At 71.7% G+C, this 16887-nt stretch carries 26 protein-coding genes; 23 read left to right on the forward strand and 3 right to left on the reverse strand.

Annotated features, from left to right (window positions below; translation table 11 throughout):
* Positions 1–3 precede the first annotated feature (3 nt).
* The 18 genes from QMF80_RS31310 (at position 4) to QMF80_RS31395 (ending at position 9644) form a co-directional block, all read left to right on the forward strand.
* A complete protein-coding gene (locus QMF80_RS31310; protein ID WP_283459419.1) occupies positions 4–534 on the forward strand; it encodes a DUF6197 family protein in 531 nt (176 codons plus the stop codon).
* 115 nt (positions 535–649) lie between these two features.
* Positions 650–1462, forward strand: a complete 813-nt coding sequence (locus QMF80_RS31315) for a hypothetical protein (RefSeq protein WP_283459421.1) — start codon at positions 650–652, stop codon at positions 1460–1462.
* 119 nt (positions 1463–1581) lie between these two features.
* Complete coding sequence (locus QMF80_RS31320; protein ID WP_283459423.1) at positions 1582–1797, forward strand: hypothetical protein; 216 nt, start codon at positions 1582–1584, stop codon at positions 1795–1797.
* Between the two features lie 59 nt (positions 1798–1856).
* On the forward strand, positions 1857–1991 hold the full coding sequence (locus QMF80_RS31325) for a hypothetical protein (protein WP_283459425.1): 135 nt from the start codon (positions 1857–1859) through the stop codon (positions 1989–1991).
* 44 nt (positions 1992–2035) lie between these two features.
* Positions 2036–2455, forward strand: a complete 420-nt coding sequence (locus QMF80_RS31330) for an RRQRL motif-containing zinc-binding protein (RefSeq protein WP_349372255.1) — start codon at positions 2036–2038, stop codon at positions 2453–2455.
* A gap of 164 nt (positions 2456–2619) precedes the next feature.
* Entirely contained in the window at positions 2620–3465 is an 846-nt protein-coding gene (locus tag QMF80_RS31335; RefSeq protein ID WP_283459430.1) for a hypothetical protein, read from the forward strand.
* 119 nt (positions 3466–3584) lie between these two features.
* Entirely contained in the window at positions 3585–3860 is a 276-nt protein-coding gene (locus QMF80_RS31340) for a hypothetical protein (RefSeq protein WP_283459432.1), read from the forward strand.
* Positions 3861–3947: 87 nt separating this feature from the next.
* Complete coding sequence (locus QMF80_RS31345) at positions 3948–4625, forward strand: GGDEF domain-containing protein (protein WP_283459434.1); 678 nt, start codon at positions 3948–3950, stop codon at positions 4623–4625.
* On the forward strand, positions 4622–5062 hold the full coding sequence (locus tag QMF80_RS31350) for an ASCH domain-containing protein (protein ID WP_283459436.1): 441 nt from the start codon (positions 4622–4624) through the stop codon (positions 5060–5062). Before QMF80_RS31345 ends, QMF80_RS31350 begins: the two co-directional genes overlap by 4 nt.
* Positions 5059–5343, forward strand: coding sequence for a hypothetical protein (locus QMF80_RS31355; RefSeq protein ID WP_283459438.1), 285 nt, complete (start codon positions 5059–5061; stop codon positions 5341–5343). The genes QMF80_RS31350 and QMF80_RS31355 overlap by 4 nt, the downstream gene beginning before the upstream one ends.
* A 22-nt stretch (positions 5344–5365) precedes the next feature.
* A complete protein-coding gene (locus QMF80_RS31360) occupies positions 5366–5572 on the forward strand; it encodes a hypothetical protein (protein ID WP_283459440.1) in 207 nt (68 codons plus the stop codon).
* On the forward strand, positions 5572–6054 hold the full coding sequence (locus QMF80_RS31365) for a hypothetical protein (RefSeq protein ID WP_283459442.1): 483 nt from the start codon (positions 5572–5574) through the stop codon (positions 6052–6054). The genes QMF80_RS31360 and QMF80_RS31365 overlap by 1 nt, the downstream gene beginning before the upstream one ends.
* Positions 6054–6236: a DUF8839 family protein gene (locus QMF80_RS31370; protein ID WP_283459444.1), complete on the forward strand. Its 183-nt coding sequence runs from the start codon at positions 6054–6056 to the stop codon at positions 6234–6236. Before QMF80_RS31365 ends, QMF80_RS31370 begins: the two co-directional genes overlap by 1 nt.
* Positions 6237–6258: 22 nt before the next feature.
* The gene (locus tag QMF80_RS31375) at positions 6259–6687 is read left to right on the forward strand and encodes an NUDIX domain-containing protein (protein WP_283459446.1); all 429 of its coding nucleotides are present in this window, start codon (positions 6259–6261) and stop codon (positions 6685–6687) included.
* A gap of 62 nt (positions 6688–6749) precedes the next feature.
* Positions 6750–7205 carry a RapZ C-terminal domain-containing protein gene (locus QMF80_RS31380; RefSeq protein WP_283459448.1) on the forward strand — a complete coding sequence of 152 codons (456 nt, stop codon included), beginning with the start codon at positions 6750–6752 and terminating at the stop codon, positions 7203–7205.
* A complete protein-coding gene (locus QMF80_RS31385) occupies positions 7202–7729 on the forward strand; it encodes a hypothetical protein (protein ID WP_283459450.1) in 528 nt (175 codons plus the stop codon). The genes QMF80_RS31380 and QMF80_RS31385 overlap by 4 nt, the downstream gene beginning before the upstream one ends.
* A 146-nt stretch (positions 7730–7875) precedes the next feature.
* Positions 7876–8805 carry a ParA family protein gene (locus QMF80_RS31390; RefSeq protein WP_283459452.1) on the forward strand — a complete coding sequence of 310 codons (930 nt, stop codon included), beginning with the start codon at positions 7876–7878 and terminating at the stop codon, positions 8803–8805.
* Positions 8802–9644 carry a hypothetical protein gene (locus tag QMF80_RS31395; protein ID WP_283459453.1) on the forward strand — a complete coding sequence of 281 codons (843 nt, stop codon included), beginning with the start codon at positions 8802–8804 and terminating at the stop codon, positions 9642–9644. The genes QMF80_RS31390 and QMF80_RS31395 overlap by 4 nt, the downstream gene beginning before the upstream one ends.
* 116 nt (positions 9645–9760) lie before the next feature.
* On the opposite strand, the gene QMF80_RS31400 is transcribed toward QMF80_RS31395, so the two are convergent.
* Complete coding sequence (locus QMF80_RS31400) at positions 9761–9907, reverse strand: hypothetical protein (RefSeq protein WP_283459456.1); 147 nt, start codon at positions 9905–9907, stop codon at positions 9761–9763.
* A gap of 181 nt (positions 9908–10088) precedes the next feature.
* On the opposite strand from QMF80_RS31400, the gene mobF reads away from it, so the two are divergent.
* Positions 10089–11912 carry a MobF family relaxase gene (gene mobF / locus QMF80_RS31405; protein WP_283459458.1) on the forward strand — a complete coding sequence of 608 codons (1824 nt, stop codon included), beginning with the start codon at positions 10089–10091 and terminating at the stop codon, positions 11910–11912.
* The gene (locus QMF80_RS31410; RefSeq protein ID WP_283459460.1) at positions 11909–12265 is read left to right on the forward strand and encodes a hypothetical protein; all 357 of its coding nucleotides are present in this window, start codon (positions 11909–11911) and stop codon (positions 12263–12265) included. Before mobF ends, QMF80_RS31410 begins: the two co-directional genes overlap by 4 nt.
* Before the next feature lie 568 nt (positions 12266–12833).
* On the opposite strand, the gene QMF80_RS31415 is transcribed toward QMF80_RS31410, so the two are convergent.
* On the reverse strand, positions 12834–13307 hold the full coding sequence (locus QMF80_RS31415; protein ID WP_283459461.1) for a hypothetical protein: 474 nt from the start codon (positions 13305–13307) through the stop codon (positions 12834–12836).
* A 154-nt stretch (positions 13308–13461) separates the two neighbouring features.
* Positions 13462–13896, reverse strand: coding sequence for a hypothetical protein (locus QMF80_RS31420; RefSeq protein ID WP_283459470.1), 435 nt, complete (start codon positions 13894–13896; stop codon positions 13462–13464).
* Positions 13897–14226: 330 nt separating this feature from the next.
* On the opposite strand from QMF80_RS31420, the gene QMF80_RS31425 reads away from it, so the two are divergent.
* The 3 genes from QMF80_RS31425 to QMF80_RS31435 all read left to right on the forward strand — a co-directional run bounded on the left by QMF80_RS31425 (position 14227) and on the right by QMF80_RS31435 (position 16792).
* On the forward strand, positions 14227–15303 hold the full coding sequence (locus QMF80_RS31425; RefSeq protein WP_283459477.1) for a replication-relaxation family protein: 1077 nt from the start codon (positions 14227–14229) through the stop codon (positions 15301–15303).
* A 154-nt stretch (positions 15304–15457) separates the two neighbouring features.
* Positions 15458–15937: a hypothetical protein gene (locus QMF80_RS31430; protein ID WP_283459471.1), complete on the forward strand. Its 480-nt coding sequence runs from the start codon at positions 15458–15460 to the stop codon at positions 15935–15937.
* Positions 15938–16135: 198 nt separating this feature from the next.
* The gene (locus QMF80_RS31435) at positions 16136–16792 is read left to right on the forward strand and encodes a hypothetical protein (protein WP_283459473.1); all 657 of its coding nucleotides are present in this window, start codon (positions 16136–16138) and stop codon (positions 16790–16792) included.
* The last annotated feature ends 95 nt before the right edge of the window (positions 16793–16887 follow it).

A 16887-nucleotide genomic window follows, 5' to 3' on the forward strand; every position in this document is an offset into this window, starting at 1 on the left:
CCGATGCCCCACCCCACCCACGCCCCGCCCATACCGGCCCGCACGAGCGCGCCGCCCGCCGAACTGTCGCTGGAGGCCCGCATGGCCGCCACCGACGCGGCGATGACCATCCGGCTGGAGGAAGCCGCCGTCGCATACGAGGTCAACACCGCGCACATCCCCACCGAGCCGGTCGACCTGGGCGACGTCGTCACCCTCCCGCTCACCCCGACACTCCAGCCCCCGACTCCGTACCCGACCCCGGTCGCGGCGCTCCTTCAGCGCGCGCACCACCGGCTGCTCACCGGCGGATGGTGCTCCGGCGCCCTGGTCGACGAGGACGGTGCCCGCTGCCTGTACGGCGCGATCCACGTCGAAGCCCGCGGCGACCAGAACCTGGAGTCGCGCGGCCTTCAGGTCCTGATGGACGCGATCCGCCGCCAGTTCGGCGACGTCGACTCCGTGCCCGCCTTCAACGACGGCTTCACCAGCGGCCGCATCCCGATGCGGATGCTCGACCAGGCCGCCGACCTCGCCGACGCCCGCGGCCTCTGACCGCTGCTCCGGACCACCTGCCTCGCACCCGAACCCTCGCGGTCGGGTGCGGGCCAGGCCCTCCGGCCTGCACACCGCCGCCACCACACGAACCCGATCAAGGGAGCGCCCCGCCATGCAGTCCGACGACAAGCCCATCAACGGCCAGCACAACCCGAACCCGAGCTTCCTCGACCTGCTCAACCAGATCCCCCCGGCGCCGGACACCGACCTGAACAAGGACCCCGGCACCACACGCTTCACCCAGCTGCGCGCTGGATGGGACGCCTCCTGGGAGCAGGGCGGCTTCCTGCACGGCCGGTGGGAGGAACTGCGCCAGGCCCCGCAGGCCGGATGGCACTTCATGGCCAACTGGATCAAGGCGCTGATGGTGCTGACCGGCCTGTGCGCGGTCATCATCCTGCTCGACACGGCGGGCGACATCTTCGACGCCACCCTGAGCCGCATGGCCGACACGGTCCCCGCCACCCGGGCCGGCACCAGCGCCGCCGGCGAGCTGTGGGGCGTGCTCGACAACCCGATCCGCTCGTACATCACCGAGAACACCGCCGGCCTCAGCGTCAGCGCCTCCGCCGTCTACACCTTCTGGCAGCTCGTGGGCTGGTTCGGCCTGATCGGCGGCTTCATCGGCAGCACCGGCGCCCGCATCACCTGGACCGTGTGGGGCGCGTCCAGCGTGCTCGCCGTGTGGTCCGCAGCCCCGGCCGACGGGCGCACCGTCGCCACCGGGATCGCCGTCCTCGCCTGGACCATCGCCTCCACCCTCGCCCTGCGCGGCCTGAGCCTGCGCCCGGTCGTCAACAACTTCCTCCCGCCCGCCCCGGCCTTCCAGCCCCAGATCGAGATCCGGCCCGAGATCCACATCCCCGCCCCGGCCCCCGCGCCTGACGACGACACCCCCGACAACGTCCACCCGCTCCAGCGCTGACCCCGGTCGCTCCGCCTGGTCCTCGCCCCACCCCGCCACCGCGGGGCTGGGCGAGGGCCGGACAGGCCGACCGGCCTCACGCACCACCACCTCTTTGTCCCCGACCGAATGGAGAACACGTGGCCGTCATAGGCGTGCTGACGGAGCCGACCCCGCCCACCTGGTGGAAGGCGAACCGGCACAAGGTCTACGGCACCGGCGGACTGCTGATCGGCTACCTGGTCGGCACCCACCTGCACGGGGCCCCCGACCCGCAGCCCCAGCACCCGCGCCCGAGCCACACCACGCCGGCCCCGACCCTGCCCAGCGCGCACCGCACGCACACGCCCGCCTGACCCGGCACCCGCCGCCCCGCACCCCGCCGACACGTTCGACGTCGGCGGGGAGCGGAGCCGTGCACCGACCTCTGGAGGAACCGATCGTGCTCATCCCCCGCCCGCGCCGCCGCATCGGCCGGCCCCGCCCGCAGCGTCCCGGCCCCCGCTACCCCCTGCGCCCCGACCGTCTGCCCGGCACCTGGCGCCGGTGATGCCTCGCCGTCGTACGCGGCGTCGCCGCCGCGAGGTGACCCGGGTGCTGCGCAGTGACGCGGCGCTGCCGGAGTTCGATCGCGGCACGGTGCCCGAAGGGCTCGTGACCAGACGGAAGTTGCGGGAGATGCAGCTGAGCCCCGGCAGCAATCAGGGCCCGGTCGCGATCCTGCGGTGCAGGCTGTGCGCGACCCGCCCGCAGTGGTCCTGCCGTCATCCCACCCGTGGCTACCTGCTCCGCGTCGACCTGGCCGTGCCCAAGCGCACCCCGACGCTCGCTCAGGAATGGGCCCTGGACCAGGCGATGGCAGCTCGCCAGACCTGTGGCGACTGCGGCAGGCGCTTCTACTTCTGCCTCTCCAAGAAGCTGGGCTGTTGCATCGAGTGCTTCGACGGCACCCCGGTGGACCCCAGCAGCTACTTCGCGCCCACGGCGGCCGCCGTTCACCGGCTGGCCGCGTAGCGCGGACCCCGTCCCGGCCACACAGGCCGGGACCGGGGCCACACCGGGCAGTCGCAGCATCGGCAAAAGGCCGGCCGCCCGCTCCCTCACCCATCGAGATCCCGAACCTGCCACGGCCCGGCCACGCCGGGCGCCCGCTGTTACCCCGGGAAGGACACCCCGCCATGAGCATCACGATCACGAACACGTACGGCACCGTGCACCACGTCAGCGAGACCAACCCGGCCCACGTCACCAGCTGCGACCGGTACCGGCTGCCGCTGGTCGCCACCATCGTCCCCGGGAACCCCGGCTACGAGGACATGGTGGAGATGCTGAAGGACAACGGCCACGACACCCGCCCCGAGGGGTACGGGCTGGTCTTCCTGGAGTCCGAGGAGTTCTCCGCGACGTACTTCGGGTCGATCGCACAGATCGAGCAGTACAAGCGCGACAACGCTGACGGCACGGCGTCCTTCGATGCCTCGCAGGGCGTCATGTACGCCCAGTGGCCCCATGGCAAGGGCTGGGACGATCTCCTTCCCCGCGTCTTCTGGAACGTGGCTGCGCGCGGTGGGATCGCGGATGGCGTCGGCCTTGTCACGGGCTTCGCGCACACCGAGATCCCGGGTGCGGAGGTCATCGTTTTCGAGTTCGAAGGCAAGTGGCTGCCCGACAGCGAGCCGCAGCAGATGGTCACCTACCACTGCACCGGCTGCCACCTGGACACCTTCCACGACAGCGGGCACGTCCACGAGAACACCGGCCCCAGCCGCCGCCGCTGGGCCGCCCGCCAGGCCCGCCAGCACCTCATCAGCGCCCACCGGCACGGCGTCGGCGGCACGAACAGCGCCTGCCGCCCCAACAACGGGGAGATGCTGCGCGTCGTGAACGCGGTCGCCCGCGACATGTGGGGCACCACCGGCAACGCCCTCCCGGACACCGACGACGCGTACTGCGCCACCAAGGGCCCCTGCTCGCTCATCCGCGAGCTCCGTGCCGGGATCCGCCCGCCCGTCTATCGCGCCTGACCGCCCCGCCCTCCGTCCTGGCTGCTGCCTGACGGACGCTCCGTGCCGCCCGGGCCTCCTGATCGACGGAGGCCGGGGCGGTCGCGGTGGTCCTTCAACACAGAGAGGAGTTGGACGTCATGCGCCGATACGAGGTTGACGTCCCGATACACCACGAGGCGGACCAGGACCGGCGAGGGCTTCACGTCTTCACCGGCCGCGCCGCCGGACCGGGCGAGGCCCTGGCCGCCGCGCACCGCGCCTACGACCGGGCCGTGCAGTACGTGTCCGCCGGCCTCCCGGCCCCCGACGGCTCCCGCGACGGATGGGCCGCGCGCGGCCTGCGTCCCGACTGGGTTCTGGACTGGCACAAGGCCACGACCAAGGCGTGGGTCAACCCCAACAGCCTGATGTGAATTCGCCCCGGGACAGGCGCTATAGGCGTCGAACCGTCGCCTGCCCCGGGTTCCCCATCCCGTACGAGACGAGAGGGAGACACCAGTATGGACTCCGTCCTGCACACGACGGGCCGGTTCGGCCCGCGCACCCTTCTGATCACCGCCGCAGCCGTCCCGCTGACCGGCTGGGCGGTCCACGCGACCGTGCTGCTCAAGCAGATCGCCGCCAAGGAGAAGGACCCGCTGACCGGCCTGCTGCGCCGCGACGCCTACACCGCCCGCGCCCGCCGGCTCCTGGCCCGCCACGGCGACAAGGTGACCGTGGTCATGGTCGACGCCGACCACTTCAAGCAGATCAATGACGGCATGGGCCACGAGGCCGGAGACACGGTCCTCGCCGCGATCGGTGCCCGGCTCACCGCCTGGGCGGGCCCGCGCGCGTCCGTCGGCAGGCTCGGGGGCGATGAGTTCGCCGTGGTCCTGGAGCTGACCGCCGACCGCCGTGAACAGCGCCTCGCACAGCTGGTCCGGATGCTGCACACGCCGGTCACCCTGGACGACGGCCGCACCGTCGACGTCGCCGCCTCGGTCGGCGCCGCGGCCCCGGCCTCGGTCGGCTCCCGCGACCTGACCGCGTTGCAGAGGGCCGCCGATGCCGCCCTCTACGACGGCAAGCACTCCGGCCGCGCGGTCCTTGCGACGGCCCAGCACGTCACCGTGCCGTCCATCAACGGGCGCCGGGCCGGACGTCCGGGCACGGCGGTGTGGGGGCGGGCCGCATGAGCGCCGTGACCCTGCCCGAGGGTGACTGGATCCGCGGAATCAGCATCCGGCAGCCGTACGCGGCCTGCATCCTCGCCGGTGCCAAGGACGTGGAGAACCGGCCCGGCCGGTGGCGGACCGGCTGGGTGCTGCTGCACACGAGCCAGACCATCGACCGGCCCGCCCTGCGCCTCCCGCTGATCGGTCGCACGATCCGCGACCGCGAGCTGGTCACCGGCGCGGTCGTCGGCATCGCTCGGATCGCCGACTGCCACCAGGACCTCGAGGGAGCGCCGCTCTGCTCGCCGTGGGCGCACCCGGGCTCCTGGCACCTCGTGCTCCAGGACGTCCAGGAGCTCCCCCTGCCCGTGCCCGCGCGCGGACAGGTCGTCCCGTGGAAGCCGAAGCCGGACTTGCTGGAGCGCGTGTTCCAGCAGCTGCCCGGCTTCCGGCCGTGACCAGCGCCCGAGCCAAGAAGAAGCCGCCGTTCGAGCCGGGCCTGGTCCCGGCTCCCGGCGCGCTCCTCGAATGGCGCGACAGCCAGCACTATGACCGCTGGCAGGACCGCCCCTGCGTGCTGTGCGAGAAGCCCACGCCGATGCGCTCCCACGCAGGGGAGCCCGTCCACAAGGCGTGCGCTGAGGACTGGATCGCCGCGAACCCCGTTGAGGCCCGCCGCGAGGGCCGGTTCGCCTCCGACACCCAGTCCAAGAGCACCAAGCGCGCCACCCACGCCTGAACCCCTCCCCTCGGAGGTCCCCATGAGCAGCACCGACCGCGACGTCGACCACGCTCTCGCCTACCCCGAGCCGCCGGCCTCTCCGCTCTGGCACCGCCACGGCGGCGCGACGGCCCGGCCCCTCACCCCCGCGCAGCAGAAGCGCAACGCCGAGCTCCTGGTGCTCGCGCAGCGCACCACCCGACCCCGCGCCCCGCGCCCTACCCAGACCCTGGCGGAGGCCAGCTGATGGACACCCAGCACTGCGCCGTCGACGGATGGGTCGACGCGATCCCCGCCCCCGGCCCCCACGGCACCGCCACCTTCGACCTGACCGTCCGACCCGCCGACGCGGACACCCTCCCCGACGACGCCCCCGACACGGTCGTCACCTGCACCAGCGCGGCCGCCGGGATCGTCCACGAGCTGCTGCACGGCATACAGCCCGGTGACCTGCTGCGCGTCACCGGCACGATGCTCCAGCCGCCGACGCCCGGCGAGCCCGCCCGGCTCACCGTGGACGTCCTGGAGGTCCTCGACACCGCGCTCATCCCGGTCCTGGGGGAGATGGTGCTTGACAGGTACGCCGACTACGTCGTGATCTTCGACGCCGACACCGACACGGTGCCCGTCTTCACCGCGAGCGGGCAGTGGGTCGGCCTGGCCGACAACCCCGACGCCATCACCCACCTGATCGACGTCCACGAGCGCGTGCACGGCGGTGACGCGTGATGGCCACCGCCGCCGTCCCCACCCGCACCGTCCTGGAGCGGTTCCCCGCCGGCCACCCCCGCGGCTCCTGGCCCGCCGACGAATACGCCGCCGCCCAGCGCGCCCAGGGCCGCGACGCCCAGGTCGTGATGGACCTGACCACCGACCAGTTCCTCGTCGTCACCGACACCACCACCCGCTAGCCCGCCGAACCGAGAGGTGCCCATGACCGAGAGCGAGACGTTCGAGACCATCCGCTACACCGCCGACGTCGTCGTCCTGACGCCCGGCGGCGACGTCCTGCTGATCGAGCGCGACTGGCCGCCGTTCGAAGGCCACTGGGCCTGCGCCGGTGGTCACGTCGACCCGGGGGAGACGAGTCGCGAGGCCGCCGCCCGCGAACTCGGGGAGGAGACCGGGGTCCACGTGGCCGCCGGCGACCTGCGCCAGATCGGCGTTTTCGACCAGCCCGGCCGCGACCCGCGCGGTCGGTACGTCACCGTCGCGTACCTGGCCATCGTCCCCGCCGACACCCCGGTCACCGCCGGGGACGACGCCCGCACCGCCCGCTGGTGGCCCCTGAACGCCTTGCCGGACCGGCTGGCGTTCGACCACGCCGACATCCTCAGCGCGGTCACGGCCCCCACCCTCTGAAGCAGCCACACCGAGACACCGGAGCGCCGCGCCCCCCCTTCCCGGCCGGGCGCGGCGCTCCGGTGTTCCTGTCCCTCACCACCGAGCAGGAGAACCCCTTGCACCCGATCCGCCTGATCTCGTTCGGCTACCTCCACCTGCCCACCGGCCCGGACGGCTCCCCCGTCCCGCCCGCCGCCGACCGCATCGAGGACGTCCGCGACCGGCTCCGCGACCCGGCCGCCGCCCGCGACATCCTCGACCTCGACGGCTTCCACCCCCGCGTCCAGGACATCGTCCTCAACACCCCCGGCGCCCGAGAGCTGCTCGCCAACCTCGCCGACTACGCCGACCTGCCCGCCGGCCCCCGCCGCATCGCTATCGGGTGCGCAGGAGGTAGGCACAGGGCATCTGGTCTCACCGAACTGCTTGCCCGCGAACTCCGCGACCGCGGCCGCCAGGTCGACGTCGAACACCTCCACGTCCACCTGCCGCGCGTCCTCAAGGCGGCCGACACCAGCAGCGGAGCGAGCGCATGACCACCACGACCTCGTACGAGATCGAGACCAGCGAGGGCGACGACGGCACGATGCACCCCGTCGAACAGCTTTGGACCCCCGACGACGACGCGGCGGAGAACGGCTTCGTCGTCCATCGCGGCCTGCACGTCACCGGGATGGACGGCGCCACCGAGGATCACCTCTACCCGGTCGGCTTCCTCGTCCTCGGACACCAGCGGTGGGTTGACGTCATCGAAGCCGCGGCCGCATACATGGCTCGGGTCCACGGCTGGCGGAACCTTCACCTCTACCCCGGAGACGACCCGTCGGTGCTCATCCCCCGCATCCCGCGCGCCGTCCACACCCACGGCCTCTTCTTACGGCACCCGCACCCGGACCATGCCTGCGCCTGCGAGTGGGACGACACCTGGCGGATGCTGTGGGCGCCGACCGGTGAACCCGGCGCCGTTCCGGTCACCGCCCTGCGGCACCCCGCCGCCTTGGTGACGGCCGTCGACATCCCCAACCCCGACGAAGGCGCACCCGCAAGCTGGGCAGCCTGACACGCACGAGTGCCATGCCCAGGGCCCGCATCCCCGTTCTGAGGGGTGCGGGCCTTTCGTGTTTTCAGGGCGGACAGCGGTGATACAGCGCGGCCGTGGCACGATGCGGGGCAGCATCACCCCGTATCCGACAGGAGTAGACGTCCATGCTCGATGACGACGAGACCCCGCCGATCGACCGGGAAGCGTTGAGCAACACCTACGTCATCGCCAACGGCAAGGGCGGCGTCGGCAAGACCACGCTCGCATCCAACCTCGCCGGCCTGGTCGCCGCCGACGGAGGCAGCGTCCTGCTGGTCGACGTCAACGGACAGGGCAACGTCGGCCGTGACCTGGGATACCGGGGAACCGAAGTCGACGACGAGGGAGCCGCCTTCTACGAGGCCCTGCGCACAGGTAAGGCGCTGGAGCCAGTCCGTGACGTGCGCACCGGCCTGGACGTCATCGTCGGGGGCCAGCACATCGGCGCCGCTCCCGACATGCTCGCGGCGACCTTCCGCATGCAGCAGCACCGGCAGGCCCTGGCCCTGGCCGTATGTCTAGCCCCTATCGCCCGCGCTTACGACCTGGTCGTCCTCGACAGCGCACCCGAGAACCCGCCGCTGCAGCAGCTTGCCCTGTCCGCCGCCCGCTGGATGGTCGCGCCGACTCGCTCCGACAAAGCGAGCATCAACGACGGCCTTGGCAGCATCTCCCGACAGGTCCAGCTCGTACGCCGCAGCGTGAACCCCGACCTCGAACTCCTCGGGGTCGTCCTCTACGCCACAGGCAGCGCCTCCAAGCAGATCCACCGCAACGCCCGCGCCTGGATCGCCGAAGAACTCGGTGCCGACGCCTACCTCTTCGACACGATCGTCCGCTACGCCGAAGCGGTCGGCCAGGACGCCCGGAGCCACGGCCGCCTGATCCACGAACTGGAAGAAGCAGCCGCAAGCAACCCCAAGTTCTGGGACCTCCGGGCAGGCCGCGCCGCTGCCGGCACCGTCGTATCCGCCACCTCCGCCTCTGTAGCGGAAGACTTCGCTACGCTCGCCCGAGAAATCTTGACCCGGGCCGCCGAAGGTGACGCAGCATGACAACGACCGAATCCGAGACCACCGCTGACCGGTTCGGCCTCAATGACCGCCCCCGGCGCTCCCAAGGACTGGCCGGACTGGCCCGCAAGAGCACGGCCGCCGCTGATTCCGTCGCTCTTACGCTGGACACCCTCCCGGACCCGTCCATCGCCGCCAGTTCCGACCAGCCGCTCACGGACGCGGACCGCAAGGACCTCGCGGTCTGCGAGAGCGTGATCCGTTCTCACCACGCGTCCTACTGGATGACCGGCAAGGCGCTGGACGCCGTGGCGAACCGGCACCTGTACCGGGCCGAGTACCCCACCTTCGAGGCCCTGCTAGAGGACTGGGACGTCACGCTGGCCGACTCCAGCAGGATGAGGCGCGGCTGGCCACTCGCAGCCCGCCTCCTGCCGGATGTCCCCAAGCTCACCCGCTCCCACGTCGAAGCGCTCCTCCCCATCGTGGAGCAGTACGGCGTCGAAGCGGCGGCCACCCTGCACGGACTGCTCCGCGAGGCCCTCCCCAAGGTCACCGCCAAGGCCATCGCCGAAGTCGTTCGCGAGCTGCCCGGACCGCAGAGCGGCGGCGACCCCGCCGAACAGATCCGTGAGCAGGCTGAGAAGGCACTCACCGAGCCCGACCAGGACCAGGGCGAAACCGATGAGTCGATCGACGCAGCGCTTCAGCAGGCCGTCGCGCGCAAGGCCCGGCAGCTGGCGGACGACCTCAAGCGAGGCCGCATCCCCCGGCGTGAGCTGAACCGCACCCTCGCCGAAGCCTTCGCGGACCCCGACGACACCCGGGTCTACCAAGCGCTGGTTCGTTGGGCGAAGGACCGGTCGGCGAGTCAGCAGTAGGCTCCAACGTTTCCTTCCAAATTTGGAAGGAAACGTTCGAATGAATCGAACATGCGAAACGGGCAGAAGGTGCTGCGCCACAGCGAATGCTGTGGCGCAGCATTCGCACGGCCCGGTCAGCCCTCGTAGAGGGCGTGCATCACGTCGAAGAACTCGAGGGGGCGGGCGGCCTCGCAGCTGCCGCAGTGGTACCGGAGGAAGTCGGTACGGGCCGGATGGTCCTGCTGCGCGGAGCGACCGACGCTGCGGAACTCGGGCCACATCGTTCGACAGCACAGCGGGCATGCCGCGCACTGTGCACACGGCGTCGGCTTACCGTCTCGGCCTGCTGCGGCGGCCCGCCTGGCGGGCCGCACGGTAAAGACTCGGTGATGGCCTCCCGCCCGGCGGGAAGGACCCCGGATCGCGCTTTTGTGCAGGTCAAGCCAGGTGTTCCATGGCCCGATGATCAGCCAAACACCGATCCGTCCCGGAGACGGGCGCTATCTCTTCCGCGGCGTGATGGTCGGCGACGGCCACCGTGCTGCGGGCACGTCGCTGTCCGCCGCCCAGGACAAAGCCGGTGTCCCGCCCGGGATCTGGAAGGGCCGGGGCCTGGCCGCGGTCGGGCTCGCGGCCGGGGACGTGGTGACCGAGCGGCAAGCCGAACTGCTCCTGGGGGAGGGCCGGCACCCGGACGGCGACCGGATCGAGCGTGAGCGCCTCCAGGCGGGCGACGATCCGGCGCGGGCCCGGCGGGCGAGTGTGCTGGGCAGGCCCATCGAGCACAACCGGTCGCCGAAGACGGAGAAGGCCAAGGAGCGCATCCCCTGGCTCGGCATGCACCTGGTGTTCCGGCCCCCGCCCACGGCCCACATCGCTTGGGCGCTTATGGGTCACGAGATCCGCCTGGTGCTGGAGCTGTGCCAGGACATCGCCCGGGACAAGACGCTGGAGTGGCTGGAGGATGCAGTCGCTCAGATCCGCTGGAAGGGCGGCGGCAAGCACCGGGCCGGTGTCCGGGACGGACTGATCGTCGCGGTCTTCCGGCACTACGAGTCCAGAGCCGCGGATTCGAAGCCCCTTCTGCACGATCATGCGCTGGTGTCGATCCGTGCCCGGCGGCCGGACGAGAAGGGCACGTGGGGCAACCTGTCGGCGGACACGATGCTGGCCCACATCGTCGCCGCCGACACCCTCTACGTACTGACGTTCATGGAGGAGGTGTCCGCCCGGCTCGGCTGGGCGTGGGAGCCCCGCGAGGTGACGCCCGGCCGCCGGCCCGTCATGGAGATCGCGGGCATCGACCAGCGGCTCATCGGCTGGCAGTCCACGCGCCGTCAGCAGATCGAGGAGGCGCTGTTCGTCCTCACCGCCGAGTACGTGGAGGAGCACGGGCATGAGCCGGGGGAGCGGGCCGGCTACGGGCTGGCCTGCCGGGCGGCCGACCGGACGCGCCCGCCCAAGCGCAAGGAGCTGCGCTCGCTCTCCGAGCTGCGCGAGCGGTGGAGGGAGTCGGCCATCGCCGCGTTCGGCGCCGACGTCATTGACCGGCTCGCGGAGCGGGCGCGGGAGGCGGCCGCAGCGGTGTGGGCGCGTGTGCGGCCGGTGGTCGACATCGCCCTGGCCGCCGTTGACGTCGTCGCCGTGGTCTACGTGATGCGCGGGGCGTTCAAACGCCACCATCTGCTCGCCGAAGCGCGCCGCTACCTCGCCTACGTCCTGCGCGGCCGACCCCACCAGCCGGGCCTGGACGAGACGATCGTGCAGACGGTCGTCGACGACTACACCCGTCCCGTCGGCCGGGGCTGGAAGATGACCGCCGATCTGCACGCCCTGTATCCGCGCGACACCGACGACCAGGCCGTGCTGCGCCCGCTCACCCGCAAGCGGACCGCCCCTCGCTACGCGCGGGCCCGCCTGGCCGCGGCAGCGCTCGCCGCCCGGGTCCAGGCGGTGCGCCGTGCGGAGCGCCTGGGCTCCCGTACCCGCCCGCACTCCGTCGCCGTGCCCGGCACATCGAGGTGCGGCCTCCGTCTGTCGCGCCCGGACCGGAAGGCCGGCCCCGCCCAGGAGCAGCAACAGGGGACCGACATCGCCGCGCTGGAGCAGACCCGCGCCACGATCGAAGCCGTCGCCAAGATGGCCGCCAAGCTCAAGGACGGTGTCCGCCGGCGCGCTGTCGCCCCCGGTCCCGCACCGCGGCCCGCCCCGTCGCCGCCGTCACACACCCAGCAGCCCGGCGTGCAGCAGACGCCGGGCCGGACACCCACTGGAGGAGTCGCATGACCACACCGGAGGAGAACCCGGAGATCCCGGGATTCGAGGACGCTCTCGCCCGAGCACGCGCAGCCCACAAGAAGATGGCCGCCGCCCTCGACGAGGACTTGGAGCCCGCGCTCGACGAGGACCTGGGGTGGCAGCCCATCTGGAAACGGCCCCGAAAGCACAAGTCGAAGGCGGCGGAGAAGGTGGAACTGCACAAGCAGCGACGGCGGCTCCAGGACGCCGGGAAGCGCCGCCTCGCCGCCGGGCAGTCACGCCGGCCCCGCTCCCGGCAGAGCCGGATCGGCAACGCCGCCGCGCGCCGCGATGCCCGCGCCCTGTCCCGGGTGCGGCACTCCACCGCCTGGCTGTGGTGACGATGCCGGGCATCGTCCACCGAGTGGAGCCACGATGTTCAGCATCCAGTGGACGATGCTCTGCATCCGATGCAGAGCATCGAGTGGAGTCCACCCGGTGGACTCCACTCCGGCGCGCACCGGCTGACGGTGGACTCCACTCCCGTGCGCACTTCCGACGATGCCCGGCACTCGATGTTCCGCACCGCACGCGAAGCGCACCTTCCGGATCGTGTGCACCGGCCGACCGCCTACCCCTTGACCAGGTCTGGGTGGCCGACCGGCGACCCCTTGACCAGGTTCGCCAGCGGAGTGTTTCCCCTGGACAGAGCCGGTCCCGGCCGCCGATCAGGTCGCGGTCAAGGGGGTATGTGATAGGGGGCCCGTCGCCCGTGCTGCGGCACTCGGTGCGGTGCGGCAGCACGATGTCGCGCACCACGATGTGCGGTGCGGGGCGGTGGTGCGCACGCATCGGGTGCACCCGCCTGTCGGTGGTGCGCACCCGATGCCCACCCGGTCCCGCACCGTGCACCGCACCGGCCGCCGGTGGTGCGCACCGTGGGCGCACCACCGACGGCGACGGTGCGCACTACATCGCGGTGGTGCGCACCGAGTGGGTTCCGGCCGGTGCGGGGTGCGCCGCCAGGGCCTGGCCGAAGGCGATGGCGTTCAGGTGCTGCAGGACGTCGGCGACTTCCTCGTGGTCCTGGGTGAGGATCTGCGTGATGAACCGGATGACGGTGAGGGCGAGGCCCGGGGCCGCGTCGGCGCCGGCCTGCTCGTGCCAGGACCGCAGGGTGCCCAGGAAGCAGATCCCCAGCTCGAACAGGGCGAACGAGCTGTCACACGGCACCGCTTCCTCGGTCTGGTCGGGGAGGTTGGTCGCCGGGATGACGATGTGGTGCGCGACCTCTATGAGCAGCGCGGGCATCCGCGGCTCCGCGGCGATGAATTCGGCGGCGGCTTCGGTGTCGCCGGCCTCGATTGCCCGGAGGTAGTTGAAGGCGCTCATCACCGCGTGGGGGGTCATCGGGGTCAGCGGCATGGTGATGGTCTCGGACATGAAGGCTCCTCGGGTACAGGCTGCCGCGCTGATCGCGGCGGCCTCAAGACGGATACTCAGCGCGCGGGCCTGTGGACAGCGGCCTACGCCTGGCGATGAACGTGAACGCTTCGCGGACCGGGTGACGCGTACCGGCACCGGATCGGAGACGCGGCTACGCGGTGGTGGGGTGCGCCTCCATCGCCTGCTTCATCCCCGCGGCCTCCAGCTGGCGCAGGACGTCGGCGACGTCGCCGTGCTCGTCGGTGAGGATGTTGTCGGTGAAGCGGATGATGGTCTCGGCGACGCCCGGCGCACTGGCCAGGCATTCGCCGTCGCAGAGGAGCTCCAGCAGGAGCCGACCGAGCGCGGCGGCCAGGAAGGAGTGCGCGCAGGGTTCCCCGTCGCAGTCGTCCACGGCGGTGACCGGGATGAAGACGCGTGCGGCGATCTCCAGGAGCAGCCGGTGCAGCTCCGGGCCCGTGTGGTCGGCGACCGCGCAGGCAGCGTCGATGTCCCTGGCCTGCAGCGCCCGGATGTAGGCGAAGGCATCGGCGACGTCGTCCAGCTCCATCGGGGCGAGCGGGATGGTGACGGTGTTCTCGGGCATGAAAGCTCCTCAGGTACGGGCCGCCCCGCTGATCGCGGCGGCCTAAGAAGGAGCCTGTGGCCGCGGGCCTGTGGACAGAGGAACTGCTCCGGAAGGTCGAACTCTCCCTCCCCGCCGGACCCGACAAGCCGGGGCCGGAGATGTGGCCCCCGCCACGGACATATCCGCCCGGTCAAGGGGTTTATAGGGGCATAGGGGACACGGTCCGGGCGGGGCGGTCAGACAGCGGACAAGGGGGTCTTCTCCACGGTGGCCACCAGTTCGTGCGCAGCGGCGTGCGAGCTGGTCCAGCTCACCGACCCGGCCGCCGGCCGGAGAACCGAGGATCCGATGCCCGCTCCCACCCCGCCCGCACAGCCTGACCCCCAGCCGCGCCCGACCTGGTCAAGGGGTGCTGAGCGCCCTGCGGGCAGCCTGGAATCCGGTGCCATATCCAGTGCCGTGAACGATTCCAACGTCGTACCCATCACCGCAGCTCACACCGCCCGCAAGGGGGCCTCCCGGCATGCTGACACCTCTCTAACTTCACCTGAGACACCAGCGAAGGGGAAGAGGTCCACTCCTACAGCCGGGAAGGTGAGGGCTGAGGCTTTGAGGTTGCTGGGGTGTGTGCGGATAGCGACGGTGCAGCAGATGGCTTCGGTGATCACGGGGGAGGAGTCGGACGGCCGGTCGTACGTGCGCAGGGCGATGGTGGAACTGGAGAAGCTCGGACTGGCGGAGACGAACGGCAAGGACGGCAAGCACCAGATCTGGAACCTGACGGTGGCGGGACAGAAGGCGCTGGCCGAAGGCAATGAGCTGCCGCCCCGTCCGAAGGCCGGCACCGGAGCGAAGGCCGTTCGAGCCGGACTCGGACCGCACGGTCTCGCAGTGACGGACATGATCCTCGCCTACACCGACACGGTCCTGTCCGGAGACCGCGAGTGCCTGACCGACTGGCAGGTGGAGGTCAACCACGCCATCAAGCAGACCGGCCTGAGCTTCAACACCGACGCCGTCCTCGCCGTGCCGACCAAGACCAGCGAGGTGCGCCTCTTCGAGCTCGACAACGGCACCATGTCCCAGGCCCGCCTCGCGAAGGAGGTCTGGGACTACGAGCGTTACGCCGGGCACCGCGTCTGGGAAGGAGCCCGCGGCACTAACGGCAGCACGTACCCGTTCTGGCAGCGCCACCGCTACACCCGCTCCGAGCGCTTCCCGCTGCTCTACGTCGTCCTGGCAGGCAAGGAGGAGCACCTGCTCGACAACCGCCGCCGGGCGCTCACCGCCGACGTGAAGGGCATCACCGTCGCGGTGTGGGTGAACACCATGCCCCGGCTCCAGCGCGGCGAGCCCTGGTACGAGATCGGCGTCGACGACCCGGACCGACGCCGCCGACGCTACCCCGAGCCCGCCGGCCGCTGACGCCGCACGCGACGCCGGGCACGCCCTCGCCGCGGAGGGGCTGTCCGGCGTCCGGCCCGGCGGGCGGAACGGGCACCGAAGTCCCCGTTCCACCGCGCGAGACGCACGGGCCCACCCGGCGGCCACGGCCCACGGGAGGCCGTACACCGGAGTCATGAGACGAAACAAGCAGGAGAACCCGGCCGGGCTCGGGCAGAACGATCCGGGCGACATGTGGCTTGCCCTGGCGCGCCTTTACGCGGCCCACCCCGACCCGGTCGGCCGCCTCGTGCCGTTCGAGCGACCGGAGGCGCTGCTGTCCCTCACCGAGCCGGACGACATCCTCTTCACCGCACGGGTGGAGCTGTCCGGGGCAGAGACGACGGGCCACCTCCACGACCTCATCCGCACAGTCACCCGCAGCGTCACCACGGAACTGGGCTACGCCGGGCCCGGGGTCGCGCTGGAGGTCCTGGTCGGCAAGCGCCACGAACTCGCGCTGCACCCGGCCCACGTCGACGGCCTCACCCGGCTCCTGCGTCACGCCGTCGGCACCATCACGGCCCGCAGCACCCCCGGGGGCGGCCGGTGCTTCCACTGCGATGGGACCGGGCTTGCCCGCCCGCTGTGGGAGCCGGCGACCGGGCAAGCCTGAGCGACCGGGCAAGCCTGAGCGACCGGGCAAGCCAAGGGGCCCCTGGGCAAGCCCGTCCGCGCGAGAGGCTTGCCCAGGGGCCGGCGACCTGGCTACGCCATGGCGGCGGCCACGGTCTCAAGGACGGCGCGCTGCCGTGGTTCCTTCGTTGGGGTGAACCCCGCATCCGGGCCTCGGCTTTGGGAGAGCATGGGAGCCATGACGGACCTGCGCCTCGACGCTCCCGAGCCCCCTGCCCTGCTCGTCATCCGGAACCGGGCGGGTCTGGCGGATGAGTTGTGGCAGGAGATCGCACCGCTCCTCACCGACGAGGGCATCACGGCCGACACCGACCCGACCGACCTGCCCACGCTTCAGGCCGCCCTGGACCGTGCCGTTGCCCGTTACAACATGGCGCTGTTCACTCCCACCGGCCGGGTTCGAGCGGATGCCGCCGCGCTGTTGCGCCAGGTCGTCGCTTCCATCTCGGCTGGCGAGACCGGGCACGCGGCCCGTCTGCTCGACTCCCTTGGCCCGGAACCGAGCCAGGGACAGCCGGCCACGACCACGGCCTGCATCGGTCTGGCGCTGAGTCTCCTGGACACCTGGTCGACTACCACCGGCGGCGCACCGACAGGACTGTTGGCCGGTACCGCTCTTCCCGCCGGACACTGGCGCGGCGAGCGGGCCGCGACCGACGTCCTGGCCTTGGCCCGCAAAGGCCGCGCCCACCGCAGTCACCAGCGCCTGATCGCCCAGCACGGCGGACACCACGTCACCGACGGTGCCGCCCTCGCCTTGGCCGCCACCGTTCAGACCTGGGCCAAGCGCACGGGCACCCCGGCCCCCGAGATCGCGGAATCCGCCATCGGCTGACCGGCACCCCACCCGTCCTGGGCGCGCAGGACGCCCCGCGTTCTGAGCGAACTGCGCATCACCGTCTACGACAACCGCGGCGGCCGGTGGCCCCC

It is taken from the genome of Streptomyces sp. G-G2 (assembly GCF_030063135.1).
GTDB lineage: Bacteria > Actinomycetota > Actinomycetes > Streptomycetales > Streptomycetaceae > Streptomyces.

Bases quoted from the DNA above. Each gene is read 5' to 3' on its own strand.
- QMF80_RS31410 (WP_283459460.1), top strand. From the start codon at position 11,909: ATGACCACACCGGAGGAGAACCCGGAGATCCCGGGATTCGAGGACGCT.
- QMF80_RS31350 (WP_283459436.1), top strand. From the start codon at position 4,622: ATGAGCGCCGTGACCCTGCCCGAGGGTGACTGGATCCGCGGAATCAGC.
- QMF80_RS31370 (WP_283459444.1), top strand. From the start codon at position 6,054: ATGGCCACCGCCGCCGTCCCCACCCGCACCGTCCTGGAGCGGTTCCCC.
- QMF80_RS31340 (WP_283459432.1), top strand. From the start codon at position 3,585: ATGCGCCGATACGAGGTTGACGTCCCGATACACCACGAGGCGGACCAG.
- QMF80_RS31425 (WP_283459477.1), top strand. From the start codon at position 14,227: ATGCCCGCTCCCACCCCGCCCGCACAGCCTGACCCCCAGCCGCGCCCG.
- QMF80_RS31435 (WP_283459473.1), top strand. From the start codon at position 16,136: ATGACGGACCTGCGCCTCGACGCTCCCGAGCCCCCTGCCCTGCTCGTC.
- QMF80_RS31375 (WP_283459446.1), top strand. From the start codon at position 6,259: ATGACCGAGAGCGAGACGTTCGAGACCATCCGCTACACCGCCGACGTC.
- QMF80_RS31360 (WP_283459440.1), top strand. From the start codon at position 5,366: ATGAGCAGCACCGACCGCGACGTCGACCACGCTCTCGCCTACCCCGAG.
- QMF80_RS31395 (WP_283459453.1), top strand. From the start codon at position 8,802: ATGACAACGACCGAATCCGAGACCACCGCTGACCGGTTCGGCCTCAAT.
- QMF80_RS31335 (WP_283459430.1), top strand. From the start codon at position 2,620: ATGAGCATCACGATCACGAACACGTACGGCACCGTGCACCACGTCAGC.
- QMF80_RS31400 (WP_283459456.1), bottom strand. From the start codon at position 9,907: ATGTGGCCCGAGTTCCGCAGCGTCGGTCGCTCCGCGCAGCAGGACCAT.
- QMF80_RS31345 (WP_283459434.1), top strand. From the start codon at position 3,948: ATGGACTCCGTCCTGCACACGACGGGCCGGTTCGGCCCGCGCACCCTT.
- QMF80_RS31385 (WP_283459450.1), top strand. From the start codon at position 7,202: ATGACCACCACGACCTCGTACGAGATCGAGACCAGCGAGGGCGACGAC.
- QMF80_RS31420 (WP_283459470.1), bottom strand. From the start codon at position 13,896: ATGCCCGAGAACACCGTCACCATCCCGCTCGCCCCGATGGAGCTGGAC.
- mobF (WP_283459458.1), top strand. From the start codon at position 10,089: ATGATCAGCCAAACACCGATCCGTCCCGGAGACGGGCGCTATCTCTTC.
- QMF80_RS31310 (WP_283459419.1), top strand. From the start codon at position 4: ATGCCCCACCCCACCCACGCCCCGCCCATACCGGCCCGCACGAGCGCG.
- QMF80_RS31430 (WP_283459471.1), top strand. From the start codon at position 15,458: ATGAGACGAAACAAGCAGGAGAACCCGGCCGGGCTCGGGCAGAACGAT.
- QMF80_RS31390 (WP_283459452.1), top strand. From the start codon at position 7,876: ATGCTCGATGACGACGAGACCCCGCCGATCGACCGGGAAGCGTTGAGC.
- QMF80_RS31315 (WP_283459421.1), top strand. From the start codon at position 650: ATGCAGTCCGACGACAAGCCCATCAACGGCCAGCACAACCCGAACCCG.
- QMF80_RS31415 (WP_283459461.1), bottom strand. From the start codon at position 13,307: ATGTCCGAGACCATCACCATGCCGCTGACCCCGATGACCCCCCACGCG.
- QMF80_RS31365 (WP_283459442.1), top strand. From the start codon at position 5,572: ATGGACACCCAGCACTGCGCCGTCGACGGATGGGTCGACGCGATCCCC.